Source organism: Halopelagius longus (genome assembly GCF_900100875.1).
Lineage (GTDB): Archaea > Halobacteriota > Halobacteria > Halobacteriales > Haloferacaceae > Halopelagius > Halopelagius longus.
On the sequence record NZ_FNKQ01000001.1, the window covers coordinates 641,282 to 660,247 of the forward strand.

Below are 18,966 nucleotides of genomic sequence, written 5' to 3' on the forward strand. Positions count from 1 at the left end.
GACGTGCACCTCAGTGGCACGCAGTCGTCCGTCCGAAACGGTTTTGAGTCGCGCTGGCACACACTCGGTATGCCGAAGGAACCCGAAACCGGGTACGACCCGTCGCTGGGTCGGAAGTTCATTTTCGTAACGGGAGGTGTGATGTCCGGGCTCGGAAAGGGTATCACAGCCGCGAGTACGGGCCGGTTGCTCTCGAACGCCGGGTTCGACGTGACCGCCGTGAAGGTGGACCCGTACCTGAACGTGGACGCGGGGACGATGAACCCCTACCAGCACGGCGAAGTGTACGTGCTGAAAGACGGCGGCGAGGTCGACCTCGACTTGGGGAACTACGAACGGTTCCTCGGGACGGACATGACCTCGGACCACAACGTCACCACGGGGAAGACGTACCAGCACGTCATCCAGAAGGAGCGCTCCGGCGACTATCTGGGCAAGACGGTCCAGATTATCCCGCACATCACCGACGACATCAAGCGCCGCATCCGCGAGGCGGCCGAGGGGACGGACGTCTGCATCGTCGAAGTCGGCGGCACCGTCGGCGACATCGAGGGCATGCCCTACCTCGAAGCCCTCCGCCAGTTCGCACACGAGGAAGACGAAGGCGACATCCTCTTTACGCACGTCACGCTCGTCCCCTACTCGAAGAACGGCGAGCAGAAGACGAAGCCGACGCAGCACTCCGTGAAAGAACTCCGCAGTACGGGTCTGCAACCCGACATCCTCGTCGGTCGCTCCCCGGACAAACTCGACCCCGGCACGAAGGAGAAGATAGCGCTGTTCTGCGACGTGCCGACGGACGCGGTGTTCTCGAACCCGGACGTCGAGGACATCTACCACGTCCCCCTGATGGTCGAAGAGGAGGGGTTAGACGAGTACGTCATGGAGCGTCTGAACCTGGAAGCGGAGGCCCTCCCGAAGGGCGAACGCGACAACCGCTGGCGCGAACTCGTCACGCGGGACCGCACGGAATCGGTGGACATCGCCCTCGTCGGGAAGTACGACCTCGAAGACGCATACATGTCGGTCCACGAGGCGCTGAAGCACGCCGGCATCGAACGCCGCACCGACGTGAACGTGCTGTGGGTGGACTCCGACGAGATGCTCGACAAGCACACGAACCGCCTGAAGGGGGCCGACGGCGTCGTCGTCCCCGGCGGGTTCGGCACCCGCGGCACCGCGGGCAAGATAGAGGCCATCCGCTACTGCCGCGAGAACGACGTGCCGTTCCTCGGCCTCTGTCTCGGGTTCCAGATGGCCGTCATCGAACACGCTCGCAACGTCCTCGGCCTCGAAGGCGCGCACTCGGCGGAACTGGACCCCGACACGGACCACCCGGTCATCGACCTCCTGCCCGAACAGTACGAACTCGACGAGATGGGCGGGACGATGCGCCTCGGCGCGCACGAGACGGACATCGAACCCGGTTCCTTGGCCGAACACGTCTACGGCGGCACCGCCTGCACCGAACGGCACCGCCACCGTTACGAGGTCAACCCCGAGTACATCGACCGACTCGAATCCGGGGCGCTTTCGTTCTCCGGGCGCGCGGCCAACCGCATGGAGATCCTCGAACGCGACGACCACCCGTACTTCCTCGGGACGCAGTTCCACCCCGAGTTCCGCTCGCGCCCCGACCGAGCCAGCCCGCCGTTCGTCGGCTTCCTCGACGCCGTTCTCGGCGACTTGGACGCGCGTGACCTCGCCCGCGACGAGGAGGTGGAGGCCTGATGGTCGACGCCGAATCCTTCATCGAGGACGCCGTCGCGGAGATTCGCGAGGCCGTCGGCGAGGAACACGCCGTCATCGCCCTCTCGGGCGGCGTCGACTCCTCCGTCGCCGCGGCACTCGCCTACGAGGCCATCGGCGACCAACTCACCCCCGTCTACGTCGACACCGGTCTGATGCGCGAGGGCGAGACGGAGCAGATTCGCGACACCTTCAGCTACATGGACAGCCTCCGAATCGTGGAGGCCGAAGACCGATTCCTCGGCGCACTCGAAGGCGTCACCGACCCCGAGGAGAAGCGGAAGGTCATCGGCGAGCAGTTCATCCGCGAGTTCGAACGCGAGGCCAAGGAGTCCGACGCGGAGTACCTCGTGCAGGGGACCATCTACCCCGACCGAATCGAGAGCGAGGGGAACATCAAGTCCCACCACAACGTCGGCGGCCTCCCCGACGTCGTCGACTTCGAGGGCATCGTCGAACCCGTCCGCGACCTGTACAAAGACGAGGTGCGCGAGGTGGCCCGCGAACTCGGGTTAGAGGAGATAATCTCCGAGCGGATGCCGTTTCCCGGCCCGGGACTGGCCGTCCGCGTCATCGGCGAAGTCACGAAGGAGAAAGTCGAAGTCGCCCGCGCGGCGTGTCACGTCGTCGAGGAGGAACTCGAAGAGCACGACCCCTGGCAGGCGTTCGGCGCCGTCATCGGGAAGGGCACCGGCGTGAAGGGCGACAACCGCGTCCACGGCTGGATCGTCGCCGTTCGCTCCGTCGAATCGCGCGACGGCATGACCGCGCGGGCGCAGGAACTCCCGTGGGAGACGCTCCAGCGCATCCAATCGCGCATCACGGGCGAGAACGAGAACGTCGCGCGCGTCGTCTACGACGTAACGCACAAGCCTCCGGCCACCATCGAGTACGAATGACCGTGCTCATCGCAGGTGAAGACGCAGACAGACTCGGCGACGCCCTCGTGGACCTCGGCGCGGACCTCACTCGCATCGAGGGGATGGCGACCCGAGAATCGCTCGTCGCGGCGGGAATCGACACGGCGGACGTGCTCGTCCTCACGGATATGGACGACGCCTCCGCGATTCCGGTGGCGAAAGAGGAGAACCCGAACGTCCGGGTCGTCACGTACTCCCGCGACTCCCTCCCGGAGTTCGTCCGCGGACAGACGGACCTCGCTATCGACCCGGACCTCCTCTCGACCGAAGTCGTCGCCGAAGAACTAGTCGGCGCGTAAGCGACCGTCCGATTCCGGCGCGCCGACCCCGACCGACTTTTTTCGACCGACTCTCTCGACCGACCCGCGCTCTCGACCGACTTTTCTCGACCCGCCCGGACTCGACCGACCGACGACCGACGCCGCGTTCGCCCCCGCTCTCCGCCGGTTCGACCGACAGTTTAGCCGAATTAATCCGAATTTATCCGCTGTTACGGGGCTGAAACGGCTGAAACCGGGTTCACGGTCGTCACGGTTGAAGTGGGTGTCTCCCGTAGTCGAGAACGCGATGAGGTGTCAGACGCTCATCGCAGGTCGTGGCGTCTACCCGTGCCATCGGGGCGTTCCACCGACGTCCCGCGTCAGACCCACTAGCCCCACCACCCGCGGCGGACGCGAGGGCGCGTCCGTCGCGCACCGACGCCGCCGAGGCGACGGCGGAACCCCGACTCACCCACCCACCCACCCCAACTCCCGTCCGGGTTCCCATCCCGTCGCCGCGCGGCCACCCACGCGACGACGAAGACGCTCCGCCGAGTGCGGTTCGGTTCCGCCTCGGACGACGGTACGTTCGACCGTACCCCTGATCGCTCCCCGCATCCGGCGGCACCGACCGCCGATGCGACCCGAACAACCAGAGGCACCCACCCGTCGCCTCCCGGAGACGTCTCGTCGTCGCAACGACTCTCCACCGGACCGGACGCCGCGTCCGTCCGACGGGACGAACAGATAGCTCACGTTCGGCGTCGCGCCGAACCCGCCGTTTCAACTGACGTTCTCCGATTCCGACCGAACGTCGTGGTTTTATTCCCCGCAATTCCCTATCCTCGACAATGAGAAGTTTCACCGTCGGACGCGTGTGGGGGATACCCATCCGCATCAACGCCTCGTTGCTCCTGTTTCTCCCGGTTTTGGCGTGGCTCATCGGTAGCGGAGCGCAGATAGAGACGTACGCGACGATCGTCGAGGGGTTCGCCCCGGGGCAGTTGGACGTCGCGGCCCTCCGGGCGGGCGCGACGCCGTGGGTCATCGGCGCGGCGGCCGCGGTCGGTCTGTTCGTCAGCGTCCTCCTCCACGAACTCGGCCACTCGTACGTCGCGCGCCGGTACGGCATCGACATCGAGTCCATCACGCTGTGGATATTCGGCGGCGTGGCGAGTCTCCGGTCGGTCCCCCGCGAGTGGGACCGCGAGTTTTGGATCGCCGTCGCCGGGCCGATAGTGAGCGTCCTCACCGCCGCGGCGTGTTACCTCGCCGTCCGGTTCCTTCCGCTTCCGTCCGGCGTCGTCGTCTTCGTCGTCGGGTGGTTGGCCGTCACCAACGTCACCCTCGCGGTGTTCAACATGCTTCCCGCGTTCCCGATGGACGGCGGGCGCGTCCTCCGGGCGTTGCTCGCGCGGCGACGACCGTACGCCGTGGCGACGCGAACCGCGGCGCGCATCGGCGTCGGGTTCGCCTTCCTGTTCGCCCTCGCGGGCGTCCTCTGGTTCAGCCCCGTCCTGTTCCTGATGGCCTTTTTCGTCTACGGCGCGGCCACCGGCGAGTCTCGCGCCGTCGCCCTCGACGACCTACTCGACGGGATGACCGTCGCTGATCTGATGGCGCGCGACCCGCCGACGGTCCCAGCCGAGACGACCGTCGGCGCGTTCACCGACCGCTTGTTCGCGGAGCGACGGACCGGGTTCGCACTCGCCGACGGCGGCGATATCGCGGGCTACGTCTCCATCGAGGACCTCCGACGGCGCAAACTCGACGACGACGCGCCCGTCTCGGCCGCCCTCCCGGACCCCGTCCCGAGAGTCGACGCGGCGGCGGACGCCTTCGAGGCGTTGGCCGAACTCTCCGGGGCGAAGGGGGGCCACGCGCTCGTGACCGAGGGCGACCGAGTCGTCGGCGTCGTCTCGCAGGCGGACTACGCCCGCGCGGTGCAACTCCGTCGCCGCGCCCCGTCCGAGGGCCGACCGACCGCGTTCTGACTTCCTTCGCGACCCGCATCCGGATTTATCCTTCCGGCGGCCCTCGCTTCGAGCATGTCCGAGGAGTTCGACGCACTCGCCGCCGCCGAATCGAATCTTGACCCCGACCGAGGTGAGGTCGCGACCGCCGAGTTGGTCGTCACCGACGACGTGTTGGTGAAGGCGTTCGCCCTCGGACCGGGCGCGACGCTCGACCCGCACGAACACGAAGACAGCACGAACGTCTTCCACGTCCTCCGCGGCGAGGTGACCGTCGTCCGCGGGGACGAGACAGAGGCGGTCGAAGCGCCCGGCGTCGTCCGCCACGACAGGGGCGTCTCCCACGGCGCGCGAAACGAGACCGAGGAGACGGCCGTCTTCACCGCGAGTCTCTGTCCGCTTCCGTAGGCGGCGATACCGGCGGAAGAGGGCGGCGTAGGGACCCGTTAGCGGGCGGTTAGGTCCACGTTATCGACCGCTCTCGGCTTGCCACCGTCGAAACCGACATACGCCACCGTCCGGAACTGCCGCCGATGAGCGACCGCGTCCGCGTCACCGCCGGGGCCCGCCTCCACTTCGGGTTCGTCAACCTGAGCCTCGCGCACGAACGCCTCTACGGCGGACTCGGCGTCGCCCTCTCGGACCCGGAGACGACGGTGACCGCCGAACCCGCGGGCGACGTCGTCTGCGACCGGGCGGACGCCCGCGAGTACGCCGAACGCGCCGCGGACCTCCTCGGCGTTCCGGGCGCGCGCGTCGACGTCGAGTCCGCCCTCCCGCGGCACGCCGGCCTCGGAAGCGGCACGCAACTCGCGTTGGCCGTCTTCGAGGCGGTGGCGCGGGCGAACGGTGCAGAGAGCGACGTGCGGGCGGCCGCGCCGAACCTCGGGCGGGGCGGCCGGTCGGGCGTCGGCGTCGCCGCCTTCGAGGGCGGCGGGTTCCTCGTGGACGCGGGGCACCCGACGGCGCGCTTTACGACCTCGCGGCCGGCGGACGGCGACTGGACGGTGCCGCCGGTGGCGGTCCGACACGACGTGCCCGAGGAGTGGCGCTTCCTCCTCCTCGTCCCGGACGCCGACCCCGGACGAAGCGGCGACGAGGAGGACGACAGCATGCGCGCGGTGGTGGAACGCGCCGACCCCTCGGTGTCGGACCGCATCGCGGGCGTGGTGAGTCGTCGCCTCCTCCCGGCCGTCGCCGCCGAAAACGCCGACCGATTCGGCGAGGCGGTCGCGGAAATCGGGCGGTTGAACGGGTCGTGGTACGCCGACGAACAGGGCGGCGTCTACCGGCCGCCGGTCGGCGAACTGGTGGCGACGCTCTCGGAGCATCCCGCGGTGTACGGCGCGGGGCAGTCGTCGTGGGGACCGGCGGTGTACGGCGTCACCGACGCCGCGCGCGCCGAGGAGGCGCGGGAGGCCGGTCGGGCGGCCCTCGACGCCGCGGGCGTCGGCGGCGAGGTTCGAATCGTCGCCGGTCGCAACGTCGGCGCGCGCGTCGAACGGGCGGGCGAAGCGCCCCGAAACGGTTAACGGAGGGGACCGAGACGACGGAGCATGGACAGCATCCCCTTCGGGGTGTCCCGTCTCGATTCGATAATCGGCGGCGGGGCGCCGCCGGGAACGGTCGTCCTCCTCGTCGGCGAACCCGGCGCGGGCGCGCGGGAGTTCGCGTACACGAGTGCGGCGATGAACGCCCTCGCGCACGCCGACGAGGAACTGTTCGACCTCCACTACGGGTCGCTTCACGACGACGCGGCCGTTCCGCCGGAGATACACTACCTCTCTTTCACCGACGGCGAAGCGGCGATTCGCCGGGAGATGGCGTACGTTCTGGAAGACGAGTTCCTCGACGCCGCGGTCGAGCACGTCCGGTTTCACGACCTCGGCCCGGAGTACTTCCAACTGAGTCCAATCCCCCGGGAGTGGTACATGGGCGAGGCGACGACGCTGCAGGACCTCGGCGAGTCGCACAACCGCGACTCGGTGCTGACCGCCCTCGGCGGCGTCCTCAGCGAGAACGCGCCGAACAACCTCGTCGTCATCGACTCCGTGACGGACCTCGTCTCCTCGGTCTCCGACGAGGTGGAGTGGTCGGACGTGGCGATGCTGATGCGCGGTCTGGGGAAGGCGTCCCACGAGTGGGGCGGCCTCGTCCTCGCTCTCGCCAGTCGGCAGACGCTCGAACGGACGGAACTCGGCCACCTCGTCGACGCGGCCGACGGGACGCTCCAGTTCGAGTGGGAGACCGGCGGGTCGAAGCGCGCGCGCACCCTCGTCGTCCAGGAGTTCCGCGGCGTCCTCTCGCGCCTCGAAGAGGAGAACATCGTCCGGTTCGAGACGGAGATACACGAGAGCGGGTTCGACGTGACGGACGTACGAAAGATTCGGTGACAGTCACCGCCGGCAATACTTAAGTTAGGACGACGTAACGTTCGCACGAATGGGAGGGGAGAAGGCGGAGTCGTTACCCGACGAACTCGCGCTTTGGCTCGACGAGAAGGCGGAGGAACTCGGCACGACTCGGAACGACGTCGTCTCGCGTGCGGTCGCGGCGTACCGCCTCGTGGACGAGAATCACGACTCGCTTTCGGACGTAGCGGCCGGGAGCGACGCCGACGGACCGACCGACGGCGAATCGAACGGCGGCCCGGACGCCGACGCACTCGCGGCCCGCCTCGAGGAACTCGACGCGGAGTTCGACGAGAAACTCACCGACGTTCGGGAGCGAGTCGTCCAAGTAAAGCGCGAAACCGACCGGAAGGCCCCCGCCGACCACGACCATCCGGACCTGTCCGGGCGGGTCGAGACCCTGAGCGAGGAGTTCGAGGCGGTGGACGACCGGGTGGCCGAGGGGTTCGAGAACTACGAGGAGATACTCGAGTACCTCACCGAGACGACCGACGAGGCGGAGTCGAAACTCGACACCCTCGCGTCCGCCGTGGTGTCGCTCAGACGCCGCGCCGACGAGTTAGAGCGCTCCCGCGCGGAACGCGCCGCGGGAGCCGAACTCAAGCGCGAGGCGAACCGCGCGGGCGTCGAGGAGGCGTCCTGCGAGAACTGCGGGACGACGGTCAGCCTCGGCCTCCTCGACGGCCCGTACTGCCCGCAGTGTACGGCCACGTTCGACGGCGTCGAGCCGAAACGGGGCTTTCTCGGCACCGCGACGCTCTCGACGGGCGACCGACCCGCCCTCCAACGACCGGAGGCGGGCGAGAGGACGGCCGAGGAACTGTTCGACGAGGGGGCCTGACCGGTGGCCGACGACGACGCCGACCCTCGACCGGACGACGCGGCCCCGCTTTCCGACCTCGCGGACCGCGTGAGCGAACGGCGTCGCCGCGAGGAGTCCGACGACGACGCGGACGCCCTGTTCGACGAGATGAGCGTCGGCGAGGTGGACGAGGAAGCGTTGTGGGCGAGTCTCGCCGACGCCGCGGCCGCCGAGGCGACGCACGTCGGCGCGGGCGCGGAGGAGTCGATCGAGGAGGTGCGCGAGGACGTTCCCGGCTACGCCGACCACCTCGTCCCGAAGGCGGAGTTCTGCGAGCAGTGTCCGCACCTCTCGGACCCCCCGGAACTGGGGTGCGACCGCGAAGGGACCGAGATAGTCGAAGTCGTAGACTCGGATACCTTCCGCGTGCGGGACTGCCCGATGGTCGAAGGCGGCGAGTAGTCGACCGGACGCCGTCGTGCGGCGCGTCCGAGACGCCTTTCACGCCGAAGCGAGAAGGCTCCCGCATGCAGTTCTGCGACGACTGCGGTTCGATGATGGTCAACCGAGACGGCGAGATGGTCTGTACGAACGACGACTGCGGGTCCACCGCCGAACAGGACCGAGAACTCGCCGAACAGTTCGTCTCCACCGAAGAACAGAGCGGCGACGAACTCATCGAAACCGAGGAAGGCGCGAACTTCGAGGGCAAACCCACCGCCACCGACGTGACCTGCGACCAGTGCGGCCACGGCGAGGCGTGGTACACCATCAAACAGACCGGGTCGGCCGACGAACCGCCGACGCGATTCTTCAAATGCAAGGAGTGCGGCCACCGGTGGCGCGGGTACAACTGACCCGAACGCCGACGGTCAGTCGAGTTCGTTCACCCGAACCGTCTCGTCGGCGACGGGTATCATGAGTGCGCTGTCGGCGTCGAGGAAGTTCTCCGCGTCCTCCTGCACCCGCCGTCCGGCCTCCGACTCGAAGGCGTCGTTCATCTCCTCGGGGGAGTCGAACCACAACTGCGCCATCTCGTCGAATCCCGCCTCGTCCGGGTTCAACGGGACCGAACTCTGGTACTTGCGGAGTCCGGGCAACTCCTGGACGAGCGGGGCGTGTTCCTCCTCCATGTACTCGATGCACTCCTCGTGGGACATGTCCTCGCGCCGCCGGGCCAGAATCACCATCTTACACACCATGACGTTTGGTACCACGGAACAGTGGTCCGTGAAGGTACGGACCGGTCGGCGAGGCTGACGCTCTCGGCGACAGCATCTTGTGGCACCCCGCGAAGGTGTCGAGTATGTCCCTCCACCGACGACTCGCCCTCCGCGAACGCCTCCGCCCGTGGCACGGCCTGATGTTCGCCGCGTTCCTCGCCGGCACGGCGCGGACGCTCTCGACCCTGACGGAGCCGATTTCGCCCTCGGCGGTCGCTCTCGCGGCGTTCAACGGCCTGCTTTGGGTCCTCGGCTTCCAACTCACCGTCGGCATGCTCTGGGCGTACGCCGTCGAGTACTACAACGCGGGCGGAAAGTGGACCGACCTCCCGTTCCTCGTCCCCTTCGCCGTCGCCGTGGCCGTCGGCGTCGCAGTCGGCGTCGTCTTCGAGAACGCCGGCGGCGCGGTGTGGGCGGCGTTCTGGACGTTCGTCGTCGTCGCGGGACTCACCGCCGTCGTCGTCTGGGTTCGCGTCGGTTACCGCGAGTCCGCCGCCTGAAGGAACGAGAGGAGGAAGTCGGCCACCCGAACCGCGACTTTCCCGGCCTGTCCGATAAAGAAGTGGTCCGCGCTGAACTCGACGACCGACTGGTGCGTCTCGCGGGCGCGTTCGACCACGGGTTCCCACTCGACGGTGTCGTCGCGCGTCCCGTACAGCACTTGGACGGGGACGGGAACGTCGTCGAACGACGCGACGGCGTCTAAGTCGTCGGCGAGGCGGGCCGTCGGCGCGAGTGCGGAGACGGCATCGACAGACGGCGTCTGTCGGCCTGACGAGCTTTGCTCGTCATCGTCCGTCGGCGCGCCCTCCGCGGCGGTCAGAAGCGCCACCGTCGCGCCGAAACTGAACCCGAACAGACCCACGCGGTCGTAGCGGTCCGCCGCCCACGCGACGGCGTTCCCCGCGTCCGCCGTCTCGCCGTACCCCTCGTCCCACGCGCCGTAGTCGAAGCGGAGGCAGTCGACGCCGCGGTCGGTCAGTTCGTCGCCGACGGCGACGAGTCTGTCGTCGCCGCGGTGTCCGCTCTGTCGGGGATGCGGCGGGCAGGCGACGACGCACGCCGTCGCGTTCCCGTCCTCCGCTTCGTCGAGCGACGCCCGGACGTCTCGACCCCCCGGAACGAGAACCGTCTCGGTCATACGACCTCTCTCTCGCGTGAGGTTTTAAGCCCGGCGTGACCAAAAAGGGGGTATGGGAATCCTCTCGCGCACGTCGTACGTCATTCGGTCGAAGATCAACGCCCTCCTCAATCGGACCGAAGACCCGGGAGAGACGTTGGACTACTCCTACGAGAAGATGCGGGACGAACTCCAGCAGGTCAAGCAGGGTATCGCCGACCTGACGACCCAGAAGAAGCGACTGGAGATTCAGAAGCGCCGCCTCGAGGAGAACGTCGAGAAACACAACGAACAGGCGCGCGAGGCGGTCAATCAGGACCGCGACGACCTCGCGCGGCAGGCGTTGGAGAAGAAGCAGTCGAAGATGAACCAGATAGAGGACTTGGAGACCCAAATCGCGAACCTCCAAGAGACGCAGGACAACCTCGTCGAGAAGAAGAACCAACTGCAGAACCGCATCGAGGAGTTCCGCACGAAGAAGGAGACGATGAAGGCCCGCTACGACGCGGCGGAGGCCTCCACGCGCGTCTCCGAGGCGATGTCCGGCGTCGGCGACGAGATGGCCGACGTGGGTCGCGCCCTCGAACGCGCCGAGGACCGGACCGACGAGATGGAGGCGCGGTCGGCCGCGATGGACGAACTCGCCGACACGGGCGCGTTCGACGACGCCCTCTCCGACAAGGATCCCATCGACCGGGAACTCGAATCAGGGCGCTCCTCCAGAGAGGTCGACACGGAGCTGGAGACGTTGAAGGCCGACATGGGCAAAGGCTCCGCGCCGGAGACCGAGAGCGAAGACGGCGAGACGGCCGACGCGGAGGCCGCGGACGCTGACGTGGACGTAGACGCCGCGGACGTGGACGTCGCCGACGAAGAGGTCGAGGCCGAGTTGGAGGAGCTGAAGAACGAAGACGACGCATAAGGCCCGCGGGGCGGCCACGACGACTTTACTGCGCGTCGGCGAACGCCCGTCACGACGATGGTTTTCGACGAGGAGAACGACGCCGGGTCGGGCGGGGGCGAACCGAGCGACACGATGCGGGAACGGGGAAGCGGGAACCGGGTGAAGCTGTGGCTGCTTTTGGACGCGAACCGATGGGTCGTCGCCGTCGTCCCCCTCGTTTTCCTGTTCGCGTCGCTCGTCGTCCTCGGCGCCGTCGACCCCGTGCCGCTTCGGACGGCGATAGCGGCGTCGGACCCCATCGAGACGGTGTTTCAAGCCCTCCTGACGGCGACCATCACCGGCGTGACGCTCGTCATCGCCATCAACTCGCTCGTCCTCTCGCAGGAACTCGGTCCGCTGGGCGACCAGCGGCAACGGATGTCCGGGGCGATGGAGTTCCGCCGCGACGTCGAGGAGGACCTGAACGTCACCGCGGCCCCACCGGAACCGTCGGCGTTCCTCAGAGCTCTCGTCCTCGCAGTCTCGAATCGCGCAGAGACGCTCGGAGAGGTCGTCTCGACGAACGACTTCCGTCGGGACGGGGAGTACCGAGCGCGTCTCGACGACTACGTCGAGGCGGTGCGCGGGAACGCCTCGGAGGTGGCCGACGAACTGGAGGGGAGCCAGTTCGGGACGTTCGACGTTCTGCTGGCCGCGCTCGATTTCAACTACTCGTGGAAGATATACCAGGCGCGACGCCTCCGCAACGAACCGGACGAACTGTCCGACGACGTCTCGGCGGCGTTCGACGAACTGGTGAACGTGTTGACCTACTTCGGCCCGGCCAGAGAGCACTTCAAGACGCTGTACTTCCAGTGGGAACTCATCAACCTCTCGCGGGCGATGATGTACTCTGCGGTTCCGTCGCTCCTCGTGTCGACGGCGGCCATCCTCTATCTCGACGACCCCGGTACCGTCACGGGGACGGTGTTCGGCGTGGACAACGTGCTCTGGATCACCGCCGCGGCCGTCGCCGTCGCCGTCTTCCCCTTCACGATACTGATATCGTTCGTCCTCCGCATCGCGACGGCGGCCAAGCGGACGCTCTCTATCGGGCCGTTCATCCTCCGGTCGGGGAGTCGAAGCGAGGACCTCGACTGAGCGGCGTCGCGCCGCAAACCTCAATCGGACGGAGGGCTGACAGTTAGGGGATGAACGAACTGACCGAGGCGGTTCGGCGCGCCGCGGCGGCCGAGACGCGCGAGGAGTTTCAGCGACGCGTCGAAGCGCAGGCCGAGGACGTCCTCGAAGACGTCCGTTCGGGCCGCCTCGACAACCGCAACTTCTCCGTCGGCCTCGAACTGGAGGCGTACGCCGTCGACGCCGACGGACGGCTTGCGCCCGTCCCGGAGGCGGCGTTCGACGCCCCGAACTGCAGTCGGGAACTCGGCGTCCACAACGTCGAAGCGCACACCCACCCCGACGCCGCGGCCGGAACCGGCTTCCGGCGGCAGGCGACGACGCTCGAAACCGCGCTCGACGACGCCCGCGCGGCGCTTCGGGAGGCCGACCGGGAACTCGTCCTCGACGGGATGTGGACGGTGCCGCCCGCGGAGGGCACCGAGGCGTACCTCGACGCCGGAACGGAGACGGACGGCGTGTTTCTCGCGGAGAACATGCGCCCGATTGCGCGCTACGTCGCCATCGACGAGGCGGTTCGGGCGCGCGCCGGGGGTCGCATCCCCATCGGCCTGCCCGGACTCGCCGACGCCCGGTCCATCCTCGTGGAGTCGCTCACCACGTCGATTCAGCCGCACCTGCAGATTCCGACGGCGGCGGACCTGCCCCGATACCTCAACGTCGCCACGCGGACGATGGGGCCGGTGCTGTCGTTGGCGACGAACTCGCCGTTCCTCCCGGCCGACCGCTACGAGGGACTCGACCCCGAGGCGGTTCTCGCGGAGACGCCCCACGAGTGCCGCGTCCCCGTCTTCGAACGCTCCGTGAACGTCGCCGGCGTCGAGAAGTGCCGCGTCCCCGAGGACTACGGCGGCGTGGCGGACGTAATCGACCGAATCGTCGAGGACGAGACGCTCGCGCCCGTCCTCTCGGAGACGGGCGACGCGGACGCGGATGCGGACGCCGACGGGGACGACTCCTACGCCTCCTCGGTCCCGGAGTTCGTCACCAAGCGCGGCACGTTCTGGCGGTGGGTTCGCCCCGTCTTCGGCGGCGACGTGCCCCGCGGCGACGGCGGGGACGCCACGGCCCCCGAAAACGACGACGCGTCGGTCCGAATCGAGTACAGGCCCCTCCCGACGCAACCGACCGTCCGCGACGCCGTCGGCCTGCAGGCGTTGGTCGTCGGACTCGTTCACGGAATCGTCGTCGCCGACCACCCCGTCGAGCACCTCCCGTGGGCGGACGCCCGCGACTCCTTCTACGCCGCCGTCGCGGACGGGCCCGACGCCGACTTGGAGTGGGTCGGCAGTCACGGCGACCGGATGGACGCCGCGCCCGTCGTCCGCGACGAACTGTTCTCGCTCGCGCGACACGGCCTGCGCGAGATGGGCGTCGAAGACGAGACGGCCGAGTGGCTCCTCTCGCCGATAGAGGCGCGACAGAGCGCGACGCACACCTCGCCGAGCGCGTGGAAGCGCGCCCGCGTCCGCGAACGACTGGACGCGGGCGAGAGCCTCCCGGACGCCGTCCGCGCGATGCAGCGAGAGTACGTCGAGCAGGCGGCGACCGGACGGGCGTTCGCGACGTGGGACCGAGCGTAACCGCGGTGCGGCGGGCGTCCGGCGAGGCGGTCAGTCGCTCCGCCGCGCGCCGGTTCCGCTCCGGTTCAACCCGTCGAGGAGAATCTCGCCGTCCTCGATGGGGACGCCCTCGTAGTCGTCTTCGTCGAGGAGGAGTGCGCCGTCCAAGTCGGCGTAGTCCAAGAGGGGCGCGAGGTGGCAGGCGGCGGCGATAGCGGCGTTCGACTCCACCATACAGCCGAGCATCACCTCAAGTCCGTGCGCGCGGGCGGCGTGGACCATCCGCCTCGCCTCCGAGAGGCCGCCGCACTTCATCAGTTTCAGGTTCACGATGTCCGTCCTGTCTGCGACGGCGGGCACGTCTTCGAGCGTCACGCAGGACTCGTCGGCCGCTATCGGGAGCGCGCTCCGTTCGTAGACGAACTTCAGCCCCTCGGGGTTCTCCGCGGGGACGGGTTGTTCGACGAACTCGACGCCGTACTCCGCGAGCATCTCGGACTTCCGGACCGCCTCGCGTGGCGTCCATCCCTCGTTTGCGTCCACGCGAATCGTCGCGTCGGGCGCGCTCTCCCGCACCGCCTCGACTATCTCCTCGTCGCGGTCGGTGCCGAGTTTCACCTTCAAGACCGGGTAGCCCGCCTCGACGGCCGCCTCCGTCTTCTCTTCGATTCGCTCAGTCTCGTCTAATCCGATGGTGAAGGAGGTGGGCGGACAGTCGTCGGCGTCCAGTCCCCAGTGCCGGTAGAGGGGGAGGCCGAGGCGCTTTGCGGCCAAGTCGTGGAGGGCGATGCTGACCGCGGCGCGGGCCGCCGGGTTCCCGCCGACCGCCTCTTCCATCCGGCGTTCGATTCGCGCCGTCGCGTGGGCGTCGCCGACGGACTCGACTTCGCGCAGGAGGTCCGGCAGGACCGCTTCGACGGTGTCGGCCGTCTCGCCGTAGTGCGCGGAGGGGGCCGCCGCGCCGACGCCCGTCATCCCGCCGTCGTCGGTGACGCGGACGACGACGTTCTCCGCGTCCGTCTGCGTCCCGCGGGCGATGGTGAACTCGTCGGCCAGCGGGTACGACACCCGCTCGAACTCCGTCGTCAGCGTCATCTACGTCTCCTCCAGCACCGCGTCCAGAATCTCGTCGGCGTCGAAGCGCACCGGGTCCGTCGCGGGCGCGCCGAGCGATTCGGAGTACGACTCGACGGCCTCGCGGGCGGCGTCGTCGCCCTCGACGCGGGAGGTGTTCAACGCGCCGGCGACGACGGACCCCTCGTGGACGGGCGCGGCGAGGTTCTCGTAGAGGTCCACGTACTCGGAGACGGGCGGTATCTCGAACTCCTCGTAGCCGTGGATGGCCTCGCGCCCATCGACGTGACAGAGGACCATCGCGTCGGCCATCGCGCCGTGGAGGATGCCGCAGGTGACCGCGGAGTAGGCGGGGTGGGTGATGCTCCCCTGTCCCTCGACGAACAGCACGTCGTAGTCGTCGCCGACTTCCAGAATCATCTCCTCGACCGCACCGGCGGTGAAGTCGCTGACCACCCGGTCGATGGGATTGCCCCACCCCGCTATCATGATACCCGTCTGCCCCGTCGGAATGAACCCGGCGTCGATGCCGCGTTCGCGCGCCGCCTCGACGAGTTCCAAGGAGACGGTCATCTTCCCCACCGAGCAGTCGGTGCCGACGGTGAGAACCACGTCGGCGTCCACGTCGGCGGAGCGACCCTCCGCGACCGTCAGGTCGTCGTGGGGCTTCCGCACGTCGTTCAGTTCGACGCCGTGTTCGTCGGCGAGTTCGGCGAACTCCTCGTCCTCCGTGAGAAAGTAGTGCAGGCCCGCGATGACGTCGCACCCGCCTTCGATTGCGGTGCGCACGTCGTCGCGCCACGTCTCGTCGAACGCGCCGCCGATGGGGGAGATGCCGATAAGCAGGGCGTCGGCCTCGGGCGCGTCGTCCATCGAGGCGACGACCGGAACGTCCGGCAGGTCCCGGCGGTGGTCCGACGCCGAGGTGCCCGGGTTGTCTCTGTCGAGGACCGCCACCACGTCGTAGTCGGCGTACTTGAGGACGCCCGTGGCCGTCTTCGCCCGTTCGGGGAACTTCTCGTGCGCGAGGACGACGACCCGAGTCCGGTCGTCGCCGGTCCGTGCGGTACTCATGGTAACCCCTGACGCGAAGGGCGGGCTTAATCTCCGGTGGTTCCGCGGCGACTCAGAGGCGCGACAGGCGGGTGGTCCAGAACTCCCGGACGGCCTCCCGGAGCGCTTCCTCCGGTTCGCCGGAGGCGTCCACCGTCGCGCGGTGGTCGGCCAGTTCCTCGAACTCCCCGAGGACGGTTCGCTCCCCGAGGACGACCAGCGTATCGCTCTCGCCGTCGCCGTCCGCCGCGTGCGCCCGAAGCACCTCCTTCGAGCGCTCGAGGTGGTTCGACACCTGTTCGTCGCGCCGCCGTTCGAACCGCGCCTGCGAGAACCCGCCCTTGGAGTGGGCGTTCATCACGTCGGACTCCACGTCGTCTTCGAGGGTGACCTCCTCGCCGTCGAAGCGCCCGAGTGCGAACAGGTCCGAGCGTACGAGGGCGACGCGGACGGTTCCCTCCGGTCGGAACCACGACCGCTCGATTCGGAACGACGACCCCCACTCGTCGAACGCGGCGGGCGGCGTCGGCGGTTCGAGGACGGCGGAGACGACTCCGGCGTCGTCGGTGTAGACGAGACACGGCGCGGCGCGGCGGACGAGGGCCGCCCGTTCGCCGAGTGCCTCCTCCACCGACTCCGGCGGGTGTTCCTCGACCATCGCCGAGAGCGCACCCTCGGGGCCGGTGGCGACCGAAACGAGGCGGGAGAGCACCTCCTCCAGTCTGTCGCCGCGCAGGTCCTCGGTGCCGCGGAACTCTACTTCGGCCTCGTCGTCTTCGGAGAGTCGCTCGACACGGTGTTCCAGTTCCTCGACCTGCGTTTCGAGGCGGTTCAGTTCCCGTTCGGCCTCCTGTCGTTCGCGGACGGCTTCGCTCCGCCGTTCCTCCTCGGCCTCGGCGCGGCGTTCGAGGTGTCGTTTCTCCTCCTGCAACTCCTCGATTCGCTCTTTCAGTTCCGCCCGCCCCAGCAACTCGTCCAGCATGCTTCGACGCGCGAACTGGGGGCACTTCAGCGTTGCTTAGACTCGCCGCACGACGGCAGGAGAGAGCGTCCACCCGCGGCGTCGCGGACTCCCGTCGTTCACGTGCGGAAACAAACACGAACTCGAAGAGCGGGACCGACAGTTCGAATCGCTCCCGCTCCCTCTAGGGGAAACATATGTCCCTAATATTACTATTACGATTAATACTTACATCTGGCACATCCACGTCCACGTATGCCTCACGGGCAAGACGTCGAAGACGATACGGCGGATCACTCCTCCAAGTACGAGTGTCTCGAATGCGGCGCTATCGTCGAATCCGAGACCCATCCGGGCGAGTGCCCGGAGTGCGGCGGCGACTTCCAGAACCGGGCGAAATCGCTCGAATAATCCCTTCTCTAACGCTTTCCCAATGTCTCAAGACACCCCGTCGGCAGACGAACGTACTCGCCAATCCGTAGAAACGCCGCCGGAAACCGCGCTGGACACCGCGCGACACCAACTCAACCAAGCCGCATCGTACCTCGACGTCGACCCGAACATCGTCGAACGACTCAACCACCCCGCGTCGGTCCACGAAGTGACGGTTCCGCTCGAACGGGACGACGGCACCGTCGAGATGTTCCGAGGGTACCGCGCGCAACACGACAGCGTGCGAGGGCCGTTCAAGGGCGGTCTGCGCTTCCACCCCCACGTCGGTCGCGAGGAGTGCATCGGGTTGGCGATGTGGATGACGTGGAAGTGCGCGGTCGTCGACATCCCCTTCGGCGGTGCGAAAGGCGGCGTCGTCGTCAACCCGAAGGAGTTGAGCGACGACGAAACCGAGCGGTTGACCCGCCGCTTCACCAACGAACTGCGGAACGTCATCGGCCCCATGACGGACATCCCGGCGCCGGACATGGGCACCGACGCGCAGACGATGGCGTGGATTATGGACGCGTACAGCGTTCAGGAGGCCGAGACGATACCCGGCGTTGTGACGGGGAAACCGCCCGTCATCGGCGGCAGTAAGGGCCGAGAAGAAGCGCCCGGACGGAGCGTCGCCATCATCGCCCGAAAGTTACTCGACTACTACGACTACCCGATAGCGGAGACGACGGTGGCCGTGCAGGGGTTCGGAAGCGTCGGCGCGAACGCCGCCCGGTTGCTCGACGATTGGGGGGCGTCCGTCGTCGCCGTCAGCGACGTCAACGGCGCGGCCTACGACCCCGACGGACTCGACACGCGCGCGATTCCCTCCCACAACGAGGAACCGGAGGCGGTGACGACCTACGCCGACGAGACCATCGGCAACGAGGAGATCCTGGAACTCGACGTGGACCTCCTGATTCCGGCGGCCATCGGGAACGTCATCACCGAGGACAACGCCGGGGACGTCGATGCGGACATGATCGTCGAGGGCGCGAACGGACCGATAACGTTCGTCGCGGACTCGATTCTCGCCGAACGGGACGTCCCCGTCGTGCCCGACATCCTCGCGAACGCCGGCGGCGTGACGGTGAGTTACTTCGAGTGGCTCCAGGACATCAACCGTCGCTCGTGGTCGCGCGACAGGGTGAACGAGGAACTCGAAGAGGAGATGCTCGCCGCGTGGAACGCCGTCCGGCGGGAGGTCGAAGAACGCGACGTTACGTGGCGCGACGGCGCGTACGTCGTCGCCCTCTCGCGGATAGCCGAGGCACACGAGAGCCGCGGACTCTGGCCGTAAGCGTCCGCTATCCGTCCCGAAGTCGTGAAAAGAACGGGTCGTGAGC

21 protein-coding genes are annotated in these 18,966 nt (G+C 68.1%); 16 read left to right on the forward strand and 5 right to left on the reverse strand.

What is annotated here, in order from left to right:
• Positions 1-69 precede the first annotated feature (69 nt).
• The 10 genes from pyrG (at position 70) to BLS11_RS03380 (ending at position 8,972) form a co-directional block, all read left to right on the forward strand.
• On the forward strand, positions 70-1,731 hold the full coding sequence (gene pyrG / locus BLS11_RS03340; RefSeq protein ID WP_092532890.1) for a glutamine hydrolyzing CTP synthase: 1,662 nt from the start codon (positions 70-72) through the stop codon (positions 1,729-1,731).
• Positions 1,731-2,648, forward strand: a complete 918-nt coding sequence (gene guaA / locus BLS11_RS03345; protein ID WP_092532893.1) for a glutamine-hydrolyzing GMP synthase — start codon at positions 1,731-1,733, stop codon at positions 2,646-2,648. The genes pyrG and guaA overlap by 1 nt, the downstream gene beginning before the upstream one ends.
• Entirely contained in the window at positions 2,645-2,968 is a 324-nt protein-coding gene (locus tag BLS11_RS03350) for a DUF7126 family protein (protein WP_092532896.1), read from the forward strand. Before guaA ends, BLS11_RS03350 begins: the two co-directional genes overlap by 4 nt.
• An 812-nt stretch (positions 2,969-3,780) precedes the next feature.
• Positions 3,781-4,923, forward strand: coding sequence for a site-2 protease family protein (locus tag BLS11_RS03355; RefSeq protein ID WP_092532899.1), 1,143 nt, complete (start codon positions 3,781-3,783; stop codon positions 4,921-4,923).
• A 54-nt stretch (positions 4,924-4,977) separates the two neighbouring features.
• Complete coding sequence (locus BLS11_RS03360) at positions 4,978-5,310, forward strand: cupin domain-containing protein (RefSeq protein WP_092532903.1); 333 nt, start codon at positions 4,978-4,980, stop codon at positions 5,308-5,310.
• A gap of 125 nt (positions 5,311-5,435) precedes the next feature.
• Complete coding sequence (locus BLS11_RS03365) at positions 5,436-6,434, forward strand: beta-ribofuranosylaminobenzene 5'-phosphate synthase family protein (RefSeq protein ID WP_092532906.1); 999 nt, start codon at positions 5,436-5,438, stop codon at positions 6,432-6,434.
• A 24-nt stretch (positions 6,435-6,458) separates the two neighbouring features.
• Positions 6,459-7,295, forward strand: a complete 837-nt coding sequence (locus BLS11_RS03370; protein ID WP_092532909.1) for an RAD55 family ATPase — start codon at positions 6,459-6,461, stop codon at positions 7,293-7,295.
• 49 nt (positions 7,296-7,344) lie between these two features.
• Positions 7,345-8,154: a CopG family transcriptional regulator gene (locus BLS11_RS19260; protein WP_175454365.1), complete on the forward strand. Its 810-nt coding sequence runs from the start codon at positions 7,345-7,347 to the stop codon at positions 8,152-8,154.
• 3 nt (positions 8,155-8,157) lie between these two features.
• Positions 8,158-8,577: a DUF8135 domain-containing protein gene (locus BLS11_RS03375; RefSeq protein ID WP_175454366.1), complete on the forward strand. Its 420-nt coding sequence runs from the start codon at positions 8,158-8,160 to the stop codon at positions 8,575-8,577.
• A 65-nt stretch (positions 8,578-8,642) separates the two neighbouring features.
• Positions 8,643-8,972, forward strand: a complete 330-nt coding sequence (locus BLS11_RS03380) for a transcription factor S (protein ID WP_092532912.1) — start codon at positions 8,643-8,645, stop codon at positions 8,970-8,972.
• Between the two features lie 15 nt (positions 8,973-8,987).
• Here the strand turns inward: BLS11_RS03380 and BLS11_RS03385 are convergent, their stop codons facing one another.
• Complete coding sequence (locus tag BLS11_RS03385) at positions 8,988-9,332, reverse strand: EthD family reductase (protein ID WP_139172758.1); 345 nt, start codon at positions 9,330-9,332, stop codon at positions 8,988-8,990.
• An 89-nt stretch (positions 9,333-9,421) separates the two neighbouring features.
• Between BLS11_RS03385 and BLS11_RS03390 the strand changes: the two genes are divergently transcribed.
• Positions 9,422-9,838 (forward strand): hypothetical protein, encoded by a 417-nt coding sequence (locus BLS11_RS03390; protein ID WP_092532918.1) that lies wholly within the window; start codon positions 9,422-9,424, stop codon positions 9,836-9,838.
• On the opposite strand, the gene BLS11_RS03395 is transcribed toward BLS11_RS03390, so the two are convergent.
• Positions 9,817-10,479: an alpha/beta hydrolase gene (locus BLS11_RS03395; protein WP_092532921.1), complete on the reverse strand. Its 663-nt coding sequence runs from the start codon at positions 10,477-10,479 to the stop codon at positions 9,817-9,819. The two genes, BLS11_RS03390 and BLS11_RS03395, sit on opposite strands and share 22 nt — an antisense overlap.
• A 52-nt stretch (positions 10,480-10,531) precedes the next feature.
• Between BLS11_RS03395 and BLS11_RS03400 the strand changes: the two genes are divergently transcribed.
• The 3 genes from BLS11_RS03400 to BLS11_RS03410 are packed head-to-tail and all read left to right on the forward strand — an operon-like array spanning position 10,532 to position 14,124.
• Positions 10,532-11,380 (forward strand): PspA/IM30 family protein, encoded by an 849-nt coding sequence (locus BLS11_RS03400; RefSeq protein ID WP_092532924.1) that lies wholly within the window; start codon positions 10,532-10,534, stop codon positions 11,378-11,380.
• 57 nt (positions 11,381-11,437) lie between these two features.
• On the forward strand, positions 11,438-12,502 hold the full coding sequence (locus BLS11_RS03405; protein ID WP_092532927.1) for a DUF7972 family membrane protein: 1,065 nt from the start codon (positions 11,438-11,440) through the stop codon (positions 12,500-12,502).
• Between the two features lie 50 nt (positions 12,503-12,552).
• A complete protein-coding gene (locus BLS11_RS03410) occupies positions 12,553-14,124 on the forward strand; it encodes a glutamate-cysteine ligase family protein (RefSeq protein WP_092532930.1) in 1,572 nt (523 codons plus the stop codon).
• Between the two features lie 30 nt (positions 14,125-14,154).
• On the opposite strand, the gene BLS11_RS03415 is transcribed toward BLS11_RS03410, so the two are convergent.
• Genes BLS11_RS03415 through BLS11_RS03425 form a run of 3 tightly spaced genes read right to left on the reverse strand, consistent with a single transcriptional unit; the run spans position 14,155 to position 17,212 of the window.
• Complete coding sequence (locus tag BLS11_RS03415) at positions 14,155-15,198, reverse strand: dipeptide epimerase (protein WP_092532933.1); 1,044 nt, start codon at positions 15,196-15,198, stop codon at positions 14,155-14,157.
• Positions 15,199-16,251, reverse strand: coding sequence for an N-acetyltransferase DgcN family protein (locus tag BLS11_RS03420; RefSeq protein ID WP_092532936.1), 1,053 nt, complete (start codon positions 16,249-16,251; stop codon positions 15,199-15,201). It lies immediately after the preceding gene.
• Positions 16,252-16,303: 52 nt separating this feature from the next.
• Positions 16,304-17,212 (reverse strand): Vms1/Ankzf1 family peptidyl-tRNA hydrolase, encoded by a 909-nt coding sequence (locus BLS11_RS03425; protein WP_092532939.1) that lies wholly within the window; start codon positions 17,210-17,212, stop codon positions 16,304-16,306.
• A 234-nt stretch (positions 17,213-17,446) separates the two neighbouring features.
• Here BLS11_RS03425 and BLS11_RS18955 point away from each other — a divergent pair, with 234 nt between their 5' ends.
• Both BLS11_RS18955 and gdhB read left to right on the forward strand, forming a co-directional pair.
• Positions 17,447-17,602, forward strand: coding sequence for a rubrerythrin-like domain-containing protein (locus BLS11_RS18955; RefSeq protein WP_114936175.1), 156 nt, complete (start codon positions 17,447-17,449; stop codon positions 17,600-17,602).
• 22 nt (positions 17,603-17,624) lie between these two features.
• Positions 17,625-18,920 (forward strand): glutamate dehydrogenase GdhB, encoded by a 1,296-nt coding sequence (gene gdhB / locus BLS11_RS03430; RefSeq protein WP_092532942.1) that lies wholly within the window; start codon positions 17,625-17,627, stop codon positions 18,918-18,920.
• Positions 18,921-18,966 lie beyond the last annotated feature (46 nt).

Excerpts from the sequence above, each read along its gene's own strand:
- gdhB (WP_092532942.1), top strand. The coding sequence starts at position 17,625 with ATGTCTCAAGACACCCCGTCGGCAGACGAACGTACTCGCCAATCCGTA.
- BLS11_RS03350 (WP_092532896.1), top strand. The coding sequence starts at position 2,645 with ATGACCGTGCTCATCGCAGGTGAAGACGCAGACAGACTCGGCGACGCC.
- guaA (WP_092532893.1), top strand. The coding sequence starts at position 1,731 with ATGGTCGACGCCGAATCCTTCATCGAGGACGCCGTCGCGGAGATTCGC.
- BLS11_RS03360 (WP_092532903.1), top strand. The coding sequence starts at position 4,978 with ATGTCCGAGGAGTTCGACGCACTCGCCGCCGCCGAATCGAATCTTGAC.
- BLS11_RS03400 (WP_092532924.1), top strand. The coding sequence starts at position 10,532 with ATGGGAATCCTCTCGCGCACGTCGTACGTCATTCGGTCGAAGATCAAC.
- BLS11_RS03415 (WP_092532933.1), bottom strand. The coding sequence starts at position 15,198 with ATGACGCTGACGACGGAGTTCGAGCGGGTGTCGTACCCGCTGGCCGAC.
- BLS11_RS03395 (WP_092532921.1), bottom strand. The coding sequence starts at position 10,479 with ATGACCGAGACGGTTCTCGTTCCGGGGGGTCGAGACGTCCGGGCGTCG.
- BLS11_RS03370 (WP_092532909.1), top strand. The coding sequence starts at position 6,459 with ATGGACAGCATCCCCTTCGGGGTGTCCCGTCTCGATTCGATAATCGGC.
- BLS11_RS03420 (WP_092532936.1), bottom strand. The coding sequence starts at position 16,251 with ATGAGTACCGCACGGACCGGCGACGACCGGACTCGGGTCGTCGTCCTC.
- BLS11_RS03355 (WP_092532899.1), top strand. The coding sequence starts at position 3,781 with ATGAGAAGTTTCACCGTCGGACGCGTGTGGGGGATACCCATCCGCATC.
- BLS11_RS03390 (WP_092532918.1), top strand. The coding sequence starts at position 9,422 with ATGTCCCTCCACCGACGACTCGCCCTCCGCGAACGCCTCCGCCCGTGG.
- BLS11_RS03365 (WP_092532906.1), top strand. The coding sequence starts at position 5,436 with ATGAGCGACCGCGTCCGCGTCACCGCCGGGGCCCGCCTCCACTTCGGG.
- BLS11_RS03405 (WP_092532927.1), top strand. The coding sequence starts at position 11,438 with ATGGTTTTCGACGAGGAGAACGACGCCGGGTCGGGCGGGGGCGAACCG.
- BLS11_RS19260 (WP_175454365.1), top strand. The coding sequence starts at position 7,345 with ATGGGAGGGGAGAAGGCGGAGTCGTTACCCGACGAACTCGCGCTTTGG.
- BLS11_RS03410 (WP_092532930.1), top strand. The coding sequence starts at position 12,553 with ATGAACGAACTGACCGAGGCGGTTCGGCGCGCCGCGGCGGCCGAGACG.
- pyrG (WP_092532890.1), top strand. The coding sequence starts at position 70 with ATGCCGAAGGAACCCGAAACCGGGTACGACCCGTCGCTGGGTCGGAAG.
- BLS11_RS03380 (WP_092532912.1), top strand. The coding sequence starts at position 8,643 with ATGCAGTTCTGCGACGACTGCGGTTCGATGATGGTCAACCGAGACGGC.
- BLS11_RS18955 (WP_114936175.1), top strand. The coding sequence starts at position 17,447 with ATGCCTCACGGGCAAGACGTCGAAGACGATACGGCGGATCACTCCTCC.
- BLS11_RS03425 (WP_092532939.1), bottom strand. The coding sequence starts at position 17,212 with ATGCTGGACGAGTTGCTGGGGCGGGCGGAACTGAAAGAGCGAATCGAG.